Raw genomic sequence first — 19,923 nt, forward strand, 5'->3', positions numbered from 1 at the left:
AAAAATATGTCTTCACGTAGAGAACTGGCTAATGCCATCCGTGCATTGAGTATGGATGCGGTGCAGAAAGCCAATTCCGGTCACCCAGGTGCCCCAATGGGCATGGCAGATATCGCCGAAGTGTTGTGGCGCGAGTTTATGCATCACAACCCGACCAACCCACTGTGGGCCGATCGCGACCGTTTTATCCTGTCTAACGGCCACGGTTCAATGCTGCTGTACAGCCTGTTGCACCTTACCGGCTACGAATTGCCGATTGAAGAGCTGAAAAACTTCCGTCAGCTGCACTCTAAAACGCCAGGTCACCCGGAATACGGCTATACGCCGGGCGTCGAAACCACCACCGGCCCGCTGGGTCAGGGTCTGGCGAATGCGGTCGGTATGGCGATTGCGGAACGTACGCTGGGCGCGCAGTTTAACCGTCCGGGTCACGATATCGTCGACCACAACACCTATGTCTTCATGGGCGATGGCTGCCTGATGGAAGGGATTTCCCATGAGGTCTCTTCTCTGGCCGGTACGCTGGGTCTGGGTAAACTGATCGGTTTCTATGACCATAACGGCATCTCGATTGATGGCGAAGTGGAAGGCTGGTTTAGCGATGATACCGCCAAGCGCTTTGAAGCCTATAACTGGCATGTGATCCACGAAATTGATGGTCACGATGCCGATGCCATCAAAAATGCCATCAAAGAAGCGCAAAGCGTTACCGATAAGCCTTCACTGATTATCTGCAGAACGGTGATTGGTTTTGGTTCGCCGAACAAAGGCGGCAAGGAAGAAGCGCACGGTGCCGCACTGGGCCCTGAAGAAGTGGCGCTGACCCGTAAGCAGCTCGGCTGGAACTACCCTGCCTTTGAAATCCCGAAAGACATTTATGCCCAGTGGGATGGCAAAGAAGCCGGTGCGAAATACGAGAAGTCGTGGAACGAGAAATTTGCTGCTTATCAAGCTGCGCATCCGGAACTGGCGAAAGAGTTTTTACGCCGTATGGCCGGCGATCTGCCGGACGTCTGGGAGCAGGAAACGCAGAAGTTCATTACTGAACTGCAGGCTAACCCGCAGAAAATTGCCAGCCGTAAAGCGTCACAAAATACGCTGGAAGCTTACGGTAAGCTGCTGCCGGAATATCTGGGCGGCTCCGCTGACCTGGCGCCAAGTAACCTGACCATCTGGTCTGGCTCTAAGTCGATCAAAGAAGACCATGCCGGTAACTATATTCACTACGGCGTGCGCGAATTTGGTATGACCGCCATTGCCAACGGTCTGGCACTGCACGGTGGCTTTATCCCGTACACCGCGACCTTCCTGATGTTTGTGGAATATGCCCGTAATGCCGTGCGTATGGCCGCGCTGATGAAAGCCCGTCAGATTATGGTTTATACCCATGACTCGATTGGTCTGGGCGAAGATGGCCCGACGCACCAGCCGGTTGAGCAGCTTGCCAGCCTGCGCGTCACGCCAAATATGAGCGTCTGGCGTCCGTGTGACCAGGTTGAGACCGCCGTGGCGTGGAAACATGCCGTTGAGCGCCATCATGGGCCAACCGCGCTGATCCTGTCACGTCAGAACCTGTTGCAGCCTGAGCGTAGTAAAGAGCAGGTCGACAACATCTCTCGTGGTGCTTACGTGCTGAAAGATTGCGAAGGCACGCCGGAAGTGATCCTGATTGCCACCGGTTCAGAAGTGGAAATCACGCTGGGCGCAGCGGCGAAACTGACCGCCAGCGGCCATAAAGTGCGTGTGGTATCGATGCCGTCTACCGAGCTGTTTGATAAGCAGGAAGTGGGTTACCGTGAATCGGTGCTGCCATCCAACGTCACCGCGCGTGTTGCGGTGGAAGCGGGCATTGCAGATTACTGGTTCAAATATGTTGGCCTGAACGGCGCTATCGTCGGCATGACCACCTTTGGTGAGTCAGCGCCTGCCGATAAGCTGTTTAACGAGTTTGGCTTCACGGTTGAGAATATCGTCAGCCATGCTGAAGCACTGCTGAAACCTCACTGAGGTGACTGACCGTCACGATCGCTGACTGGAGGCGATCGCTGATGGACAACAAAAAGCCCGGCAATCTGATTGCCGGGCTTTTTTTATGCCGCAAGAAGCGGCTCTGATGGCTTTATCACCGGGCTTCGCGCGGAGTTGTTAAGGCGTCATTTCCACATTACCGGTTGGCGTCACCGGCAAGGTTTTGCTGGTCCACAGCGTTGGCCAGTCATCGCTGCCGTGCCAGGCATCGCAGGTGCCCTCTTCCGCGAACTCGGCCAGCACAAACTGACGTCCGTTGAACTGCCAGCGTGACGCGGTACCACAATCTCCCAGCCCGCGATCCTTGCTGAAGGTCAGCAGCTCTCCCGAGTTGGCGTCATATTCCGCATTAATCAATTCCAGCTGCTTATCACCGTGGCCAGGCGGCACAAACGGCAAGGTCAGCGTGATGCCCTTGGCAATATAGGGTTCGCTGCGGCTGACTTCAAAAGCCAGATCGATGACGTTATACGCTCCCATCTCACAGCTCACCAGCAGCAGCGCTTTCTGATCGGATAACGGGGCGACGCTGACTTCACGGCGTTGCGGATCCAGCGAGCACTCATCGGTATTGATCCGCCAGGTACCAAAATCAATCAGGCCGGTGGTTTCTTCGCGCGTCAGCGGTAAAGGCGGACGCGGCGGCGGAATGATTTCAGGCATCGCCGGCTCAGGCGGCACATCCATCGCCGCACGATCGCCCCGCTTAATCCAGGCGCTCATGCCATTAACCCGTCCCTGAACGTCGTCCATCAGCAGCAGCGCCGCTTTCAGCCCGTGCAGGGAAATGGTGGCGTTTGGCCGGTACAGCAACTGGATATTATCCGCGTCCATCACCTGCGCCAGAAACTCATCGATGGAGATGTTATGCGCGGTGGTCAGATGATGGGGTTCTACTTCCCAGTGCTTCAGGTCGGGCTTCAGTCGCTGCCCGTCCAGCAGCAGGTTATCCTTCAGCGCGGCGCCCTTCAGCTCACCGGTATAGCGGTTGCCATAATCAATGCGCAGCAGCGGCCGGTCATTAATTCCGGCATTACGGCTGAGGGTCATCACCAGGCCATCATCGCCGGGGAAATTACGCACCACACAACCATTAAGGTTATTGCAGGTAATCTGCCAGTCGGAAAAGACTTTTTGCAGCGGCTCGGCATGTAGCGAAGCAGCAAACAGCAGCAGCGAAGCAAAAGGTAATTTCATCCAGTAAGGCATTGAAAACGTGTATCCCAGGGTGACGTAATGGCGACGGAAACGTGCGGATAAGATCAAAAATTCGATACCGCTATGATGACGTCTGCAGGCGGGCAGCTCAATCGGATTTTTCGGACAGTGTTAGTAAAACGTTAAATCAGTCAAATCCACACATTCGGTCAAAAGCGGTCATGTTATTCTGATTCGGCAATAAGACCGTAGCCGACTATTTCTCTGCGGCACCGTGCTGCAATAGCGAAATAATGTGATGTGGTTCAAGTTGCGGACTTAAAAACATTGCCATTCAATGATTTAAATTAATGACCCTCGCATCAGAAAATGACTTAACTGCGGTTAATTCATTGATCCGGTTTATTTACTGAAGGGATATGCGTTTAGCGCTTGTTTAAACGCCTCATGCTTTTTTCCGGCAAAGAAAATATTTATTAAGGATATCCGAAAATTGCTGATGTTCTTCTTCCCGTATTTGCTATTAGCCTATGGGAGCTTTTAATTATCAGTATGCTGAGAGAGAGTCGATCTGATTAATCGGGTTGATGTACCCCGGCAAATGTTGACTTTATTTTGCAACAATAGCGGCATGACGCGGCAGTTTAGCTGCCGCTATCTGGGAAAAGTCCGGCCGCGATGCTCTCCGCGTAAGCCGGTCAGAGAGGGTTACAGTTTCAGCCAGCCTTCCAGCAAGGCGTGCTGAAACAGCATCACCGTTTTGCCGTCCTTGATGCGCCCCTCTTTGACCATCGCCCAGGCCTTGGGGAAAGGAATTTCCATCACATCGATATCTTCATCGTCCACGCCGCCGCCCGCATTGGCGCGCAGGGCATCATTGTATTCTGCGGCGAAGAAGTGGATCAGTTCGGTCACGCCGCCCGGCGACATATACATTTCGTACAGCTTCTCAACGTGGCCGACCTCGTAGCCGGTCTCCTCAATCGCTTCCTTACGGATGCAGTCTTCCGGCGAATCATCGTCCAGCAGCCCGGCGCAGGTTTCAATCAACATGCCGGTTTCATTGCCGTTAACAAAGGTCGCAATACGGAACTGACGGGTGAGGATCACGCTGTTTTTTTCGCGGTTATACAGCAGGATGGTCGCGCCATTGCCGCGATCATAAACCTCGCGCTTGTGGCGGATAGTGGAGCCATCGTTGGCGGTAAGATCGTAGGTAAAGTTACGCAAAACGAACCAGTTTTCTGACAGGATTTTATTCTTAATCACTTCGATTTTGGCTGACATACAGGCTCCGTTGCGTTTTTAAGGAGCCTGTCATCATAAGGCCAGGCTTAGCGGAAAACTATCCTAATTCGGGCTTTGTTGCGGGCCGCTCCAGCGGGCGATCGCCAGCGCGATGGCGGTGGTGCAGGCAATCAGGTCAGCCACCGGAACATGTTCATTGGGCTGATGGCATAACGCCGGGTCGCCGGGGCCAAAGTTGACGGTCGGCGTGCCGAATAATCCCGGCAGGCCAATATCACTGTGTGCACCAAAGCCGACCAGCGCCGGCGGCATTGCCGCTTCGGTGACCGCTGACTGGAAGGTGGTGACGAAAGGATGGTCGGCGGGCACTTCCGCGCAGTCGGCATCGAGGATCCATTCAATGCGCGCCGGATGCTGCTGCAAATAGGGATCGACCGCGCAGACCCGCGCCAGATAGTCTTCCAGCTCGGCCTTAACGTGGCCGCCGAGACCGAATTGATCCTTTTCCGCCGGCAGATACTGCACGTCAATAATGATTTCGGCCCGTCCGGCGATCGACGCCGGATGCTCACCGGCCTTCAGCTGCGTGACGATGATCTGATTCGGCAGATCCATCAACGGATGATTTTTGCGTGGGTCGGTCTGCCAGCGGCGATTCAGAATATCTATCGCATCGAGCATCTGGCGGCACAGCATAATGGCGTCGACCGGCCCGCTGCTGTTCCAGGCGTTCGGCGTCAACTCCGCGTGGCCACCGATGCCCTCCAGCACAATTTTGCCCCACAGCACGCCATGGCAGATCGGCGCGATGCGGTTGGCGGTGGGTTCGGTCATGATCCCGGCATCGGCCTTAAAGCCGCGATCGACCATCGCCAGCGATCCCATGCCACCAATCTCTTCGTCTACCACCGTAGTGAAAACCACATCTCCGGCCAGCGGAATATTCAACTCTTTGAGAAACGTCAGCGCCATCAACATGCAGGTGACGCCGCCTTTCATATCTACCGAGCCACGTCCATACACCGCACCGTCCTTCACCACCGGGGTAAAAGGATCGGTGTGCCAGTGCTCCGCAGCACCCGGCGGCACCACGTCGACATGGCCGTTGAGCATGATTGAACGCCCGCCGCCGCTGCCCGCCAGAATCCCGCCCAGATTCGGCCGTCCTTCAAAGGTGCGGCCTTTATTGGCGCCCGGTCGGCCCTGGTATTTGGCGTACAGCGCCGGGCCATCGGGATCCCACAGATCGGTGGTCATGCCTAATGCCTGCAGCCGTTGCTGAAGGTAAAGCTGGCAGCCACGCTCGCCCGGCCCGGCTTCACGCGGATCGACTTTGACGATCGATGGGAAGGCGATCAGATCGCAAAGCGTCTGCACCAGACGATCGGTGTTGGCCTCAACGTGACGCGCAATCTGCTGTGCTAATGTCATAAATTATCTCCGGTAAGATGAGAAGCGGTCGGCCAGCAGCACGGCGATCAGTAACACCCCCACCACGCCCACTTGCCAGACCGTATTGATGCCAAACTGCAACAGGCTGGTTTTGATCGCCACCAGCAACAGGGTGGCGGCAAACACGCCCACCACACCGCCCCGGCCACCAAAGATCGCCATGCCACCCAACAGCGCGGCGGTCAGCGATTCCAGCTCCAGATTCACGCCGACATTGGGGCGTCCGCTGCCCAGCCAGGCCAGAGTAATAAATCCGGCACAGCCCGCCAGCGCACCGCAAATGCCGTACACCAGCATGCGCAGACGATCGACAGGAATGCCCACCAGCCTGGCCGAACGTTCGTTGAATCCCATCGCATAAATCCATCGGCCCCAGCTGGTAAAGCGCAGGATTGCCCAGGCGATAACAAACGCGGGGATCACACAGCAGAGGAACGGCAGCGGAATGGCCGCCAGTACGCCGCGTCCCCACGGCAAAATATCGCGCGGGACGCCGGATTGGGCGGCCCCGCCGGTCAGCGCCAGTGCCAGACCGGACCAGGCGTAGAACGTGCCCAGCGTGACGATCAGCGGCCAGATTTTTAGCTTCGCCACCAGATAGCCGTTGAACAGGCCAAGCAGGAAACCGCAGAGCAGGCAAATAACCGGCAGCAGCACCGGCGGTAAACCGGCGTGCAGCGCCATCATGCCCGCCACTGCCGAGAGCGAAACGTTGCCACCGACCGACAAATCGATCCCGGCGCCGCCGGCCAGCACCACCAGCGCTTGGCCTAATGCCACCAGCGCCAGTACGGTGGCAAATTGCAGGATGGTGGTCAGGGTTATCGGGTCCAGCATGCCGGGTTGCAGAATCAATACCGTGCCCAACAGCAGACACCACAACAACACCAGCAGAGAGGCCACCAGATGCGCACGTAAAAATTTCATGCCCTTCCCCGCTTCAGTCCATTCAGGTTTACGCGTCCGCTAATCACTTCCGCACTCAACACCAGCAATAACAACACGCCCGTCACCACCGTCTGCCACAGCGACGGCACGCCCACCAGCAGCAGGCCGTTTTGCAAAATCCGCAGCAGCAGAACGCCTAACACCGTGCCCAACAAACTGCACTGCCCACCGGTGATGCGGGTTCCGCCCAGCACCACCGCCGCAATGGCTTCCAGCGCCAGCGTGCTGCCGACGGTCATCTCCACGTTGCGGTAGGTGGCCACATAAAAGGTGGCTGCCAGCCCGCACAGCAGGCCGCTCAACATAAAGGTGATAAAGCGCACCCGGGTGACCGGTACGCCGGACAGGCGGGCTTTCTCTTCCGAATGGCCAATCGCCAGCAGATGCGGGCCATAGGCCGTGCGCCGCAACGCCAGCCAGACCAGCAGATAAGCCAGCGCTATCAGCCACGCCATCAGCGGCAGGCCAAGCAAGCGGCCATCCACCCAACGCGTCAGCCCATCGGGCAGACCCGATAACCACTGACCGCCGAGTAAGGCAAAAATGGCGGTGCGGTAGACGCCGTACAAACCCAGCGTGCCGACAATGGCCGGGATGCGTCCCAACACCACCACCACCGCCGTAAAGGCACCGACCAGCATGCCAATCAGCGGGCCGGCAATCGCTGCGGCCAACACCGCGTTCGCCCCCAATAACTGTCCCACGCCCCAGGCCGCCAGCCCCATCACCACGCCGACGGAAACATCGACGCCGCCCATCGCCAGAATCAACGTCATTCCCAAACCAATCAGCAGCAGCTCAACGCTGTTACGCAATACCGTGCCCAGGTTGTCGACGGTGGCAAACCAGGGCGAGGCCAGTGAGAAGATCGCGCAGGCCAGCAGGCAGACGATGGCAAGGGTGATTTCACGCGCCGACCAGCGCCACAGGGTTCCTTTAAGTTGCATGCTCATCAGAAGTGATACTGATCGACGTTATCTTTGGTGAAGACCGCAGGAGCACCCAGCAGCAGGATACCGGTTTTGCTGTCATAGCGGACCGGCTCGGCAAAGCCCGGCACGCGGTTTTCCGCCGCAAATTTTTTGCCGTCGATCAGCGCTTTGCCAGCCCAGACGGTCAGGTAGCCCAGTTTCTCCGGGTCCCACAGCACGCTGTAACCAAAGGCGCCGCTCTTCAGATAGGCGCGCGCGGTGTTCGGGCTGCAGTAGCCTGCGCCAATCACCTTGCCGATTTTCCCGGCGGTTTCGATGGCCTGCGCCACGCCAGGGCAGGTGGTGGACGCGACGGCAATAATGCCTTTCAGGTCAGGATTGGAAGACATCAAATCGGTGGAGATTTGTGCCGCACGACTGGCGGTGCCACCGGCAAACTGCGGTGCCAGTAAGGTAACGTTCGGGTATTTCGCTTTCACCCTCGCCTGCATAAAACCGATCCAGGCATTGAGATTCGATGCGGTCGCTTCGCCAGAGACGATGCCAATTTTGCCGCGATCGCCTACCCGTTTAACCATCTCATCAATGATGCTTTCGCCCAATCCCTGGTCCGTGGCCTGAGCAACATAGACCGCCCGGCCGCTGTCCGGCGCATCGCTGTCGCTGGTGTACAGCGAGATGCCGCGTGATTTGGCCTGTTCAACCACCGGGGCCAGGCTGGAAGCATCCAGCACGCTGACCGAGATGGCCTTTACGCCCTGCGCAATCAGGTTCTGCACGATTTGCAGCTGATCCATCGGGTTGGTGTCCACCGGGCCGGAATAGATAAAATCGACGCCCAGTTCCTTCGCCGCACGGTTGCCACCGTCCTGCATCGCCTGGAAGTACGGAATGCCGACTATCTGCGGCACAAAGGCCACTTTCGGTTTGTCGGCAGCGCTGACCAACTGGCTGACAAGGTAAACAGAAGACGCAAGCAGTGTAAGAGTGACGCGTTTCAACATAGTTAAATTCCACCCAGAGAAAGGAACGATTGGTTAGTCACGGCGTTGTTCAAAGGCGCGCGCATCGGGATGCGCGCCGGTGATCAGCGAGACGATTTCATCCGGCGAGGTCTCTTCCCGTCGCCGTTCGGCAATTTTGCGGCCACGGCGGAAAACCACCATGCGATCGGCCACTTCAAACACGTCGCTGATGTTATGGCTGATCAGCACCACGCCACAGTTACGCTCGGCCAGCCGCCGCGTCAGTGAAAGCACCTTGCGGGTTTCGGCTACCGCCAGCGCGGCGGTCGGTTCGTCCATGATCACCAGTTGGGCATTGAGATTCAGCGCGCGGCAGATCGCCACCGCCTGACGCTGACCGCCTGACAGACTGCCTACCGGCGCTTCTGCATCGGAGATATGCGCATCCAGTTCGGCCAGCAGCTGTTGCACCCGTTCACGCATCGCCTGCATACGTAAAAATGGGATGCCCAGCACCTGCCGTTTCAACTCGCGACCGAGAAAGACGTTTTCGGCAATCGACAGGTTTTCCGCCAGCGCCAGCTCCTGATAAATGGTGGCGATGCCGCAGTCGGACGCCTCTTTCGGCGAGGAGAAACGCACGCTTTTACCGGAAACAACCAGCTCGCCTTCCGTGGCGCTGTAGGCACCCGACAGGACTTTGGTAAAGGTCGACTTTCCGGCGCCGTTATCCCCCAGCAGCGCAAGCACCTCTCCCCGGTTGATCTCCATGTTGACGCCGTTGAGCGCGGTCAGCGCGCCAAAGCGCTTGGTAATGTTGGTAGCTTTAACCAAAACGTCACCCATAACGGTTTCCCTGATGCTGGCAATAAACGAGTAAACCGGTTTACCCCTTTTCAACATCCCGGGCTTACGGCGGTGGTCTTATGGAGGATTATTAAGCAGTTCGCGTGCCAGTTCAGAGGGGTTATGACAAATATAAAAGCCAGGCGACTGAAAACCCTGCACTAATTTGTGAATGGTCTGGTAAACCGGTTCACGTGTCAGCAGCGGGAATTTTCCGTGTTAAATCAAGGATGCGACATCGTTGTGCATAATTGCGCCAGTGTGAGGCACGGGCATAAAAAAAGGCGACCTGTCAAAGGTCGCCTTTTTCTGAACGTCTCAGGATTACTTCGCTGAGGTTTCCTTCACCGGTGCATGCTCAGTTTGCGCCACCGCATGCACACGCTTGCGAACGCCAAACCAGCCGAGGATCAGGATCAACGCAATCAGCGGCACGGCAGCAATGGTGTAAGTACCGTTAGGGTAATCAAACGCCATCAGCACCAGCACGCTGGCCAGGAACACCAGCGTCAGCCATGAGGTGAACGGTGCCCACGGCATTTTGAAGCTGACGTCTTCCGCTTTCCCTTCTTTGATGGCTTTACGCAGACGCATCTGGCAAACCACGATAAAGCCCCAGGAAGAGATGATGCCCAGTGAAGCGATATTCAGCACGATCTCAAACACGCGCGATGGCACGATATAGTTGAGGTAAACCCCAATAATATAGACGCCAATCGTCACAAGGATGCCCATATAAGGCACCTGCTGACCGCTCATTTTTGACATGAACTTAGGTGCCGAGCCGCCCATCGACATCGAACGCAGAATACGGCCGGTGGAATACAGGCCGGAGTTCAGGCTGGACAGCGCCGCGCTCAGCACCACGATATTCATGATGCTGCCAACGTAAGGCACGCCCAGTTTCGAGAAGAAGGTCACGAACGGACTCTGTCCTGCCTGGTAAGCATTCCACGGCAGTAACAGCACCAGCAGCACCACCGAGCCAACGTAGAACAGGCCAATACGCCAGATCACGCTGTTAATAGCCTTCGGCAGCATGGTTTTCGGGTCTTTACATTCGCCGGCCGCCGTCCCCACCAGTTCAATGGAGGCAAAGGCGAAGACCACACCCTGCACCAGCACCAGCGCCGGTAACAGACCGTGCGGGAAGAAACCGCCGTTATCGGTGATCAGGTGGAAGCCGGTTGAGTTGCCGTCCAGCGGTTTACCGGTGCCGAGGAACACCACGCCGACAATCAGGAAGATGGCGATAGCCAGTACCTTGATCAGCGCGAACCAGAACTCCATTTCGGCGAACCACTTTACGCCGATCATGTTCATGGTGCCGACAATCGCCAGCGCGCCCAGCGCGAACACCCACTGCGGCACATCGCCGAACGCGCCCCAGTAGTGCATATACAGCGCCACCGCTGTGATATCCACGATACCGGTCATCGCCCAGTTGACGAAGTACATCCAGCCCGCCACGTAGGAGGCTTTTTCGCCAAGGAATTCACGCGCATAGGAAACAAAGCTGCCGCTTGATGGGCGGTGAAGAACCAACTCACCCAGCGCACGCAGGATAAAGAAGGAGAAGATGCCACACACTAAATAGACGATTGCCAGCGCCGGGCCGGCAATCTGCAGACGGGCTCCCGCACCAAGAAACAGTCCTGTACCTATCGCCCCACCAATCGCAATCATCTGAACGTGACGATTATCCATGGCCTTGTGATAGCCAGAGTCATGAGAATTTAACCAACGTCTTCTTGCGGCGCGTTTGTCTGCGACCGCTGTTTTATCAGCTTTCATTTTCTTTCCTATTATCCTGTCCACAGTATTACGGTTACCCGTCCCAGGTATCCTGATGTCTGTCGCCAACCAAACGATTGCGTCGCAGCACAAACGTCTGGGCAAAAGCCGACTTCCTGTAATTATATTCTTAGCGGAAGCGGCAAAATTGCGGCGATGCATCCTAACCGTTCTGGAAAGCTGACGCAAAAGTTCCGCGCGTGAAATCGTGAGCTTTTGTAATTTTTGCCGGATGGCGCATAAAAAAACCGACCGCAAAGGGCGGTCGGTTCAGTGAAATCACTAAGGCTACACAGGGATAAAACGGAGAGGGTACAGCTTAACGGTAAATCTCTGCGTTACCGCTCCACAGGCTTGAATCACCCGGGGTATCAGCGCGGATAACACGATAGTGCGTGGCGCCCATTTCAGATGCTTTCTGAGAAAGCTGATGGGTTGCGTCATCCAGCGAACCGCTAACGGCCGAGACGGACACTGTACCCATTGATTGCAGATTCTGGCTCTGCTGCGCATCGACCTGAGTAGCGGCCAATGCTGAGAAAGAGGTTGCAGCTAAAAGAGTGGCGGCGACAAGCGCAGGTATTTTGATATTCATAATTGATTTCCTCGTCGAAAGTTATCATTCGTCAGAAAGTTGATGTTGGTTACGGGATCAATTATGACCGTGCTAATGAAAAGCAGGGTGAGCGAGGGGTAAAGGTGTTTAAGGATTGTGAAGAGATCGCGGATTTATCTTAAGAAGCGTCAATAAAAGTTACATTTAACCTGGGATGTAAACAGAGGTGTCAAACCGCACGGGGGAGATACATTTAATCGGGTATTTTAAGCAGTTAAACCACTCTATCCGGGTTGCCACGGCGCTTCAAGCGATACACCGCACGTTTTGAACATTCTTTTTTGCAGCCGCTTCAGGTCAGTATTTTGCTTGTGGGTTGCGGCTATACTGACCGCCTCTCTGATAAAGGATAAGCCGGATGTTTAAACGTTCCGTCACTGGCAGCCTCGCCCGCGCGCTGTTCGCCATTGCCCTGCTTTCAGTGCTGTCGACCGGTCTGGCGCTGCTGACGCTCTCCACCAGCCTGCGCGATGCGGAAGCGGTGAACATTGCCGGATCCCTGCGGATGCAAAGCTATCGACTGGCGTGGGATGCCGCCAGCCAGCGGTCTGAACTGGCGAAAGATATCGCCGCGTATCAGAAATCCGTGCAGGCGCCGCCTTTAAAAGCATTGGATCGGGCCTATGTGCCGGAGAGTGTCCGGGCCCGCTATCATGCCCTGCTCCATGACTGGCAGAGCCTGCAGCCGGCGTTACTGGCGGGAGAGACTCAGCACTACCAGCAAAACGTCTCCTTATATGTCGCGCAGATCGATCGTTTTGTGCTGGCGCTGCAGCACTGGGCCGAACTGAAGATGAAACTGGTGGCCGGCGTCAGCCTGCTCGGCTTTATCGCCATCGCCCTGCTGGTGTTTCTGACGTTAAGACGGGTGAAGCGCCAGGTGGTGATCCCGCTGAATAAGCTGGTGAACGCCAGCCATGAGATTGAGCAGGCCCATTTTCAGCACGCGCCGCTGGATACCGGACTGAGCAACGAACTGGGCGTGCTGGCCCGCGCCTTCACCAGCATGTCGGCTGAACTGGATAAGCAGGTGCAACGCCTCGAACAGGCGGTAAAAGAGAAAACCAGCGACCTGAGTCAGGCTAACCGCCATCTGGCGCTGCTCTATCACTGCTCGGAAACCCTTAACCGCCACCTGAATCCTGCCGACGCCTGGCCGGAGGTGCTGGAAAAAGTCATTGAGCATCAAGGCCTCAGCGCGATTGAACTGAGCGCCGATCCCCACGGCACGCTGAGCGCTGGCCAGCCCAATCCCCATCTGCCGTGGCTGAGCCTGCCGCTGGCGGAGAAACCCGCATCGGCATTACGCTGGCAGGCAACAACCAGTGAGCCGCAACTGATGCAGGGACTGGCCACCATGCTGGCCCGCTCGCTGCAACTCGATCGTGCGCAGCAAAGAGTTCACCATCTGCTGGTGATCGAGGAGCGCGCCACCATCGCCCGCGAGCTGCATGATTCCCTGGCACAGTCCCTCGCCTATCTGCGCATTCAGCTCGCCAGATTAAAACGGGTGGTCGATAGCAAGGCGGAACCGGCGCTGGCGATTGTGGCTGAGATCGATCGCGCCCTGACCGAAGCGAATATTCAGCTGCGCGAGTTACTGACCACCTTCCGCCTGTCGGTTGAACCCGCAGATTTAGCCACCGCGCTGCGCCAGGCGATCGCCACCCTGCGCACGCAGTCCAGCGCTGAAATCGTGTTAGAGAGTGAGCCAGCAGTACAGCATCTGGAGGCACAACAGCAGGTTCATGTGCTGCAAATCGTGCGCGAAGCCCTGCTCAATGCCATTCGTCATGCCCAGGCATCGCGGATTGTGATCCGCTGCAGCCGTACGGGGCCGGGAGAAAATCTGATTGAAATTCATGATGATGGTGTCGGTATCGCCGACGCGGCCTCGCCACCCGGGCATTACGGCCTGTCGATTATGCAGGAACGGGCCAAAAGCCTGCGCGGCGGCATAACCATCTGTTCCGCCGGCCACCAGGGGACCACCGTCTCATTACGCTTCCCGGCATAGCGATGAGGTCACGGTCGTCAGATCAGATATTGCTGATGGCACAAGGGCTGACGGCGTACGTCTGCGGACGAATTAGCACGATAATTTACACTTTCTCCTCATTTTCTCCACGATTCTTCACAATGCTGAGGGTAAAGTGTTTGCTGCCGAAGCAGTTTGAATAAACTATAAAAATTTGCGGCGGACCGGATTTCAGAAGCCCGCGCCCAAGAATAAGGCCGGCGCATTTCCTTTCCCGATTACTTGCCAGGAGCCTTATTCAATGGCGAATTTTTTTATCGATCGCCCGATCTTCGCGTGGGTGATAGCGATTTTACTTTGCCTGACCGGCACACTGGCTATTTTAAAACTCCCCATTGAGCAATATCCCGACCTGGCTCCGCCTAACGTCCGCATCACTGCCAACTATCCTGGCGCCTCCGCCGAAACGCTGGAGAATACCGTAACCCAGGTTATCGAACAGAATATGACGGGCATCGATAACATGATGTACATGTCTTCCCAGAGCAGTAATACCGGGCAGGCAACCATCACCCTGACCTTTACCGCCGGAACCAACCCGGATGAAGCGCGCCAGCAGGTGCAGAACCAGCTGCAGGCCGCGCTGCGTAAGCTGCCGCAGGACGTGCAGACCCAGGGCGTCACGGTCACCAAAACCGGTGACACCAATATTTTGATGGTGGCGTTCGTCTCCACCGACGGCAACATGGATAAGCAGGATATTTCCGACTACGTCGCCAGTAACGTGCAGGATCCACTCAGCCGTATTGATGGCGTGGGCGAAGTGGATGCTTACGGTTCGCAGTACGCGATGCGCATCTGGCTCGATCCCAACAAGATGATCAATTACGCCCTGACCACCTCGGATATAGTTTCGGCGATTGAGTCGCAAAACAGTCAGGTGGCCGTGGGTCAGCTGGGCGGCCTGCCGTCTGTCGATCGCCAGGCGCTGAATGCCACCATTAACTCGCAATCCCTGTTAAACACGCCGCAGCAGTTCCGCGATATCACCCTGCGGGTAAACCAGGACGGGTCAGAAGTCAAACTCGGCGACGTGGCGGATGTGGCACTGGGCGCGGAGAAATATGACTTCCTCAGCCAGTACAACGGCCAGGCCGCCTCCGGTCTGGGGATCAAGCTGGCGTCCGGCGCGAATGAGCTGCAAACCGATGAGCTGGTGCGCGCCCGTATTGAAGAGCTGTCGCACTTCTTCCCACACGGGCTGAAAGCAGAGGTCGCTTATGAAACCACGCCGTTTGTTAAAGCGTCGATTGAGGATGTGGTCAAGACTCTGATTGAAGCGGTGATCCTGGTATTTGTGGTGATGTATCTGTTTATGCAGAACTTCCGCGCCACGCTGATCCCAACCATCGCCGTGCCGGTGGTGTTGCTCGGGACCTTTACCATCCTGTCTGCCTTCGGTTTCAGTATCAACACCCTGACCATGTTCGCCATGGTGCTGGCAATCGGGCTGCTGGTCGATGACGCCATTGTGGTGGTGGAGAACGTTGAGCGAATAATGAGTGAGGAAGGACTCTCGCCGCGTGATGCCACCCGAAAATCGATGGGACAGATTCAGGGCGCGCTGGTGGGGATTGCGCTGGTGCTGTCAGCGGTCTTTATTCCGATGGCCTTCTTTGGCGGCACCACCGGAGCAATCTACCGTCAGTTCTCGGTGACCATCGTGTCCGCCATGGTGCTGTCGGTGCTGGTGGCGATGATCCTGACCCCTGCCCTGTGCGCCACGCTGCTTAAACCTATCGCTAAGGGCCATCATCATGGTCGCCGCGGGTTCTTCGGCTGGTTCAACCGCATGTTCAACCGCAATGCCGAACGCTATGAACGTGGCGTGGGCAAAATTCTGGCCAAAGCCGGACGCTGGATGGTGCTGTATGTGCTGCTGATCGCCGGGATGGCCTTTATGTTCCTGCGCCTGCCAACCTCCTTCCTGCCGCTTGAAGACCGTGGCGTGTTCACCACCCAGGTGCAGTTACCGCCGGGTTCCACGCTGCAGGAAACCAATAAGGTGGTTAATAAGGTTGAGCAGTACTATCTGACCGAGGAGAAGAACAACGTGCTGTCGGTGTTCTCGACCATTGGTGCCGGTCCGGGCGGGAATGGTCAGAACGTGGCGCGTATGTTTGTCCGCTTAAAAGACTGGGGAGACCGCCCAGGCGCCGAAAACACCTCCTTCGCGATCATTGAACGCGCAACGGCCGCCTTTAAAAAGATCAAAGAAGGCCGCGTGATTGCCAGCAGCCCGCCGGCCATTACCGGGCTGGGGAACTCAGCCGGATTTGATATGGAATTGCAGGATCACGCCGGCCTTGGCCACGATGCGTTGATGAAGGCGCGCGATCGGCTGCTGGCCGCCGCCGAGGGCAATGCCTCGTTAGTGCGCGTGCGCCATAACGGTTTGGACGATACGCCGCAGTTACGGATTAACGTCGACCAGCATAAAGCTCAGGCGCTGGGGGTTTCCATTGATGATATCAATAACACCCTGCAGACCGGCTGGGGCTCGACCTACGTTAACGACTTCCTCGACCGTGGCCGCGTGAAGAAGGTCTATGTTCAGGCCGCAGCAAAATACCGCATGTTGCCGGACGACATCAGCAAGTGGTACGTGCGTAACAGCAGCGGCGGCATGGTGCCGTTTACCGCATTCGCCACCACCAGTTGGGAAACCGGTTCGCCACGCCTGGAGCGCTATAACGGCTATTCCGCGGTGGAAATTGTCGGTGAATCCGGTCAGGGGATCAGTACCGGTACCGCCATGGACGTGATGGAAAATCTGGTCAGCAAACTGCCTACCGGCTTTGGCCTGCAATGGACCGGCGCGTCCTATCAGGAACGGATGTCCGGATCGCAGGCGCCTGCGCTGTATGCTATTTCTCTGCTGGTGGTGTTCCTCTGTCTGGCGGCGCTGTATGAGAGTTGGTCGATTCCGTTCTCGGTGATGCTGGTGGTGCCGCTCGGTGTGATCGGCGCGCTGGTGGCCACCTGGGCACGCGGTCTGGAAAATGACGTTTACTTCCAGGTTGGCCTGTTGACGGTTATCGGCCTGTCGGCGAAGAATGCCATTCTGATTGTAGAATTCGCCAATGAAATCAATTCAAAAGGCCGGGATCTGCTGGAATCGACCCTGGAAGCCTCGAAACAGCGTCTGCGTCCGATTCTGATGACCTCACTGGCCTTTATCTTTGGCGTATTGCCGATGGTGATCAGTAACGGGGCCGGCTCCAGTAGCCAGCATGCGGTGGGCACGGGCGTGATGGGCGGTATGATTTCCGCCACGGTGCTGGCGATCTTCTTTGTCCCGCTGTTCTTTGTGTTAGTCAGACGGCGCTTCCCGGTACAGGAAAAACCCGGCAAATAAACGAACAAAGGCAGCACCGAGGTGCTGCCTTTTTCTGTTCTGGAGGTGGCCGGTGTTGCCCGATCCGCCTTACTTAAAGAAGGTGTTATTTACGCGTTAACATTGCTTCGATAAAGTCTTTCCAGGTCCCCATTTCTGTATCAATCATAAATCACCTCTCTTTTATTGTGGGTCCATTATAGGATTAATCCTAAGGCGAAGTGAATCATTTTCGCTCACCCATACCATCGGCAGTTTCGATCAAAACTGTAATTTGCGTGGCAGGACACAGTTCTGCCATTACCATTGGCAGACTAATCAATAGCGTGATTATCGTTCGAAAACCAGAGGGAAAAGCATGATTCAGAGAGTACTGACGACCGGGATGATTTATGCAGAAGGGACGGCATTACTGAGGTTGCAGGAGAAGGGATTCGTTAGCGGATAGACCTGGGGGGCAACGCGCCCCCCATCCACGTCCACTGTTATTTCAGAACTATCACTTTATCGTAGCCGCCGCTCTCGCTGTCGATATGCGTTTTGGCATCGGGATGGTCTAACATCACGGCCTCAACGATGTGATTGAACTCATCACACCGGCTGGTTTTCTTCCGCACGATCACGATCATTGATTGTGTCTCTTCAACCGAATGGGCGGAAGACGCTTTCATATAGTTCATATTGTCCCTCCTTACGCTAAGTCTCTGTCTGGGTGATGATATTCTGTGCTTCCCTGCTGCCTCGCAGGCGCATCCGTTGTAGACTAACCGCCTGAACAGTATCGAATATAGTTGAAACCCACAGAAAAAAGAAGGGAACCGTCATGCTTACAATGTACGGCATCAAAAATTGCGACACCATTAAGAAGGCGCGAAAGTACCTGGAAGCTGAGGCGGTGGCCTATCAGTTTCATGACTACCGCGCCGATGGCCTGGACAGCGCAACCTTACAGGGCTTCATCGACGTGCTGGGCTGGGAAGCCTTGCTGAATACCCGTGGCACCACGTGGCGCAAGCTCAGCGAAGAAACGCGCAATGGGGTGAATAATGCGGCAACTGCTCGCGAACTGATGCTGGAACAGCCGGCAATCATCAAACGCCCGTTGCTCTGCAGCGCAGACGGCTCTATGCTGCTGGGCTTTAGTGAAGCAACCTACCAGCCATTTATTTCGGAGAAGTCCTGATTATGTTTTGTCCGGTCATCGAGCTGACGCAGCAGCTTATTCGTCGCCCTTCCCTCAGCCCGGATGATGCCGGCTGTCAGGCTATTTTGATCGAACGCCTTAAGGCGCTAGGCTTCACCATTGAGCCGATGAACATTGGCGATACCCTGAATGTCTGGGCTTGGCGTGGCCAGGGCGAGACGTTGGCCTTTGCCGGGCATACCGACGTAGTGCCAACCGGCGATGCCAGCCGCTGGATCAACCCGCCGTTTGAACCGACCATCCGTGATGGCATGCTGTACGGGCGCGGCGCGGCCGATATGAAAGGCTCGCTGGCGGCGATGATTGTCGCGGCGGAGCGCTTCGTAACCAGCAATCCGAATCATAAAGGCCGTCTGGCTTTCCTGATTACGTCTGACGAAGAAGCCAGCGCCACCAATGGCACAGTGAAAGTGGTTGAAGCGCTAATGGCGCGCAAAGAGCGCATGGATTACTGTCTGGTCGGCGAACCGTCCAGCACCGAAATCGTCGGCGACGTGGTGAAAAATGGCCGCCGCGGATCGATGACCGCCAATCTGACCGTGCATGGCGTTCAGGGTCACGTGGCCTATCCTCATCTGGCCGACAACCCGGTTCACCGCGCGCTGCCGGCGCTCAATGAGCTGGTCGCCACCGAGTGGGACCAGGGCAATGAATTCTTCCCGCCGACCAGTATGCAGATTGCCAACGTGCAGGCCGGAACCGGCAGCAACAATGTGATCCCCGGTGAATGCTTTGTGCAGTTTAACTTCCGCTTCAGCACCGAGCTGACGGACGCGATGATTAAGCAGAAAGTGCAGGAGCTGTTGGATCGTCACCAGCTGCGTTACACGCTGGAGTGGAATGTTTCCGGCCAGCCGTTCCTGACGTCTCGCGGTAAGTTGGTCGATGCGGTAGTAAATGCCGTTGAGCACTATAATGAAATTAAACCGCAGTTGCTGACCACCGGCGGCACTTCAGACGGTCGTTTTATCGCCCGAATGGGTGCGCAGGTGGTTGAACTGGGTCCGGTGAATGCCACCATTCATAAAATCAATGAGTGTGTCAAAGCCGCCGACCTGCAACTGCTGAGCCGCATGTACCAGCGGATTATGGAACAGCTAATCGCTTAAGCGAATAAGGTGAGAATATGGAATGGCTGAAAGAGTATTGGTGGCTGTTGGTGATTGTGCTGATGGTAGGCGTGCTGATGAACGTCTATAAAGATCTGAAGCGCATCGATCCGAAAAAATATATGGCGAACAAACCGGATTTGCCACCGCATCGGGATTTTAACGATAAGTGGGATGACGACGACCTGCCGAAAAAGAAATAAATCGCAGGGGCTTCGGCCCCTGCTTTACCCTTCCCGTTCTATCCG

General features: G+C 56.3%; 17 protein-coding genes. 6 read left to right on the forward strand and 11 right to left on the reverse strand.

Annotated elements, in window-relative coordinates:
- Nucleotides 1-6 precede the first annotated feature (6 nt).
- Nucleotides 7-2,007, forward strand: a complete 2,001-nt coding sequence (gene tkt / locus E2F51_RS01060) for a transketolase (RefSeq protein ID WP_134822539.1) — start codon at nt 7-9, stop codon at nt 2,005-2,007.
- A 138-nt stretch (nt 2,008-2,145) separates the two neighbouring features.
- Here tkt and E2F51_RS01065 read toward each other — a convergent pair whose 3' ends face one another.
- From E2F51_RS01065 to E2F51_RS01105, 9 genes are all read right to left on the reverse strand, one after another.
- Entirely contained in the window at nt 2,146-3,237 is a 1,092-nt protein-coding gene (locus E2F51_RS01065) for a DUF1176 domain-containing protein (RefSeq protein WP_013203332.1), read from the reverse strand.
- Nucleotides 3,238-3,894: 657 nt separating this feature from the next.
- A complete protein-coding gene (gene nudK, locus E2F51_RS01070; RefSeq protein WP_013203333.1) occupies nt 3,895-4,473 on the reverse strand; it encodes a GDP-mannose pyrophosphatase NudK in 579 nt (192 codons plus the stop codon).
- Nucleotides 4,474-4,536: 63 nt separating this feature from the next.
- Entirely contained in the window at nt 4,537-5,865 is a 1,329-nt protein-coding gene (locus E2F51_RS01075; RefSeq protein ID WP_134822540.1) for a M20 family metallopeptidase, read from the reverse strand.
- Nucleotides 5,866-5,868: 3 nt separating this feature from the next.
- The gene (locus tag E2F51_RS01080; protein ID WP_134822541.1) at nt 5,869-6,813 is read right to left on the reverse strand and encodes an ABC transporter permease; all 945 of its coding nucleotides are present in this window, start codon (nt 6,811-6,813) and stop codon (nt 5,869-5,871) included.
- On the reverse strand, nt 6,810-7,787 hold the full coding sequence (locus E2F51_RS01085; protein WP_245174164.1) for an ABC transporter permease: 978 nt from the start codon (nt 7,785-7,787) through the stop codon (nt 6,810-6,812). Before E2F51_RS01085 ends, E2F51_RS01080 begins: the two co-directional genes overlap by 4 nt.
- The gene (locus E2F51_RS01090; protein WP_134822542.1) at nt 7,787-8,770 is read right to left on the reverse strand and encodes an autoinducer 2 ABC transporter substrate-binding protein; all 984 of its coding nucleotides are present in this window, start codon (nt 8,768-8,770) and stop codon (nt 7,787-7,789) included. The genes E2F51_RS01085 and E2F51_RS01090 overlap by 1 nt, the downstream gene beginning before the upstream one ends.
- A 33-nt stretch (nt 8,771-8,803) precedes the next feature.
- On the reverse strand, nt 8,804-9,577 hold the full coding sequence (locus tag E2F51_RS01095; RefSeq protein ID WP_041692094.1) for an ATP-binding cassette domain-containing protein: 774 nt from the start codon (nt 9,575-9,577) through the stop codon (nt 8,804-8,806).
- A gap of 324 nt (nt 9,578-9,901) precedes the next feature.
- Nucleotides 9,902-11,371 (reverse strand): L-asparagine permease, encoded by a 1,470-nt coding sequence (gene ansP, locus E2F51_RS01100; protein ID WP_013203339.1) that lies wholly within the window; start codon nt 11,369-11,371, stop codon nt 9,902-9,904.
- Nucleotides 11,372-11,690: 319 nt separating this feature from the next.
- Nucleotides 11,691-11,966 (reverse strand): YdgH/BhsA/McbA-like domain containing protein, encoded by a 276-nt coding sequence (locus E2F51_RS01105; protein ID WP_013203341.1) that lies wholly within the window; start codon nt 11,964-11,966, stop codon nt 11,691-11,693.
- Between the two features lie 379 nt (nt 11,967-12,345).
- Here E2F51_RS01105 and narQ point away from each other — a divergent pair, with 379 nt between their 5' ends.
- Nucleotides 12,346-14,004: a nitrate/nitrite two-component system sensor histidine kinase NarQ gene (gene narQ / locus E2F51_RS01110; RefSeq protein WP_134822543.1), complete on the forward strand. Its 1,659-nt coding sequence runs from the start codon at nt 12,346-12,348 to the stop codon at nt 14,002-14,004.
- Between the two features lie 262 nt (nt 14,005-14,266).
- Complete coding sequence (acrD, locus tag E2F51_RS01115) at nt 14,267-17,383, forward strand: multidrug efflux RND transporter permease AcrD (protein WP_134822544.1); 3,117 nt, start codon at nt 14,267-14,269, stop codon at nt 17,381-17,383.
- A gap of 85 nt (nt 17,384-17,468) precedes the next feature.
- Here acrD and ypfM read toward each other — a convergent pair whose 3' ends face one another.
- Entirely contained in the window at nt 17,469-17,531 is a 63-nt protein-coding gene (ypfM, locus tag E2F51_RS24265) for a protein YpfM (protein ID WP_141653794.1), read from the reverse strand.
- A 316-nt stretch (nt 17,532-17,847) separates the two neighbouring features.
- Nucleotides 17,848-18,042, reverse strand: coding sequence for a hypothetical protein (locus E2F51_RS01125; RefSeq protein WP_013203346.1), 195 nt, complete (start codon nt 18,040-18,042; stop codon nt 17,848-17,850).
- Between the two features lie 143 nt (nt 18,043-18,185).
- On the opposite strand from E2F51_RS01125, the gene E2F51_RS01130 reads away from it, so the two are divergent.
- The 3 genes from E2F51_RS01130 to E2F51_RS01140 are packed head-to-tail and all read left to right on the forward strand — an operon-like array spanning nt 18,186 to nt 19,878.
- The gene (locus E2F51_RS01130) at nt 18,186-18,545 is read left to right on the forward strand and encodes an ArsC family reductase (RefSeq protein WP_013203347.1); all 360 of its coding nucleotides are present in this window, start codon (nt 18,186-18,188) and stop codon (nt 18,543-18,545) included.
- 2 nt (nt 18,546-18,547) lie between these two features.
- Entirely contained in the window at nt 18,548-19,675 is a 1,128-nt protein-coding gene (gene dapE, locus E2F51_RS01135) for a succinyl-diaminopimelate desuccinylase (protein WP_013203348.1), read from the forward strand.
- Nucleotides 19,676-19,692: 17 nt separating this feature from the next.
- The gene (locus tag E2F51_RS01140; RefSeq protein WP_134822545.1) at nt 19,693-19,878 is read left to right on the forward strand and encodes a YpfN family protein; all 186 of its coding nucleotides are present in this window, start codon (nt 19,693-19,695) and stop codon (nt 19,876-19,878) included.
- Nucleotides 19,879-19,923: the final 45 nt, after the last annotated feature.

The sequence above is a fragment of the Erwinia sp. QL-Z3 genome (assembly GCF_004551645.1).
In the GTDB taxonomy this organism is placed as follows: domain Bacteria; phylum Pseudomonadota; class Gammaproteobacteria; order Enterobacterales; family Enterobacteriaceae; genus Erwinia; species Erwinia billingiae.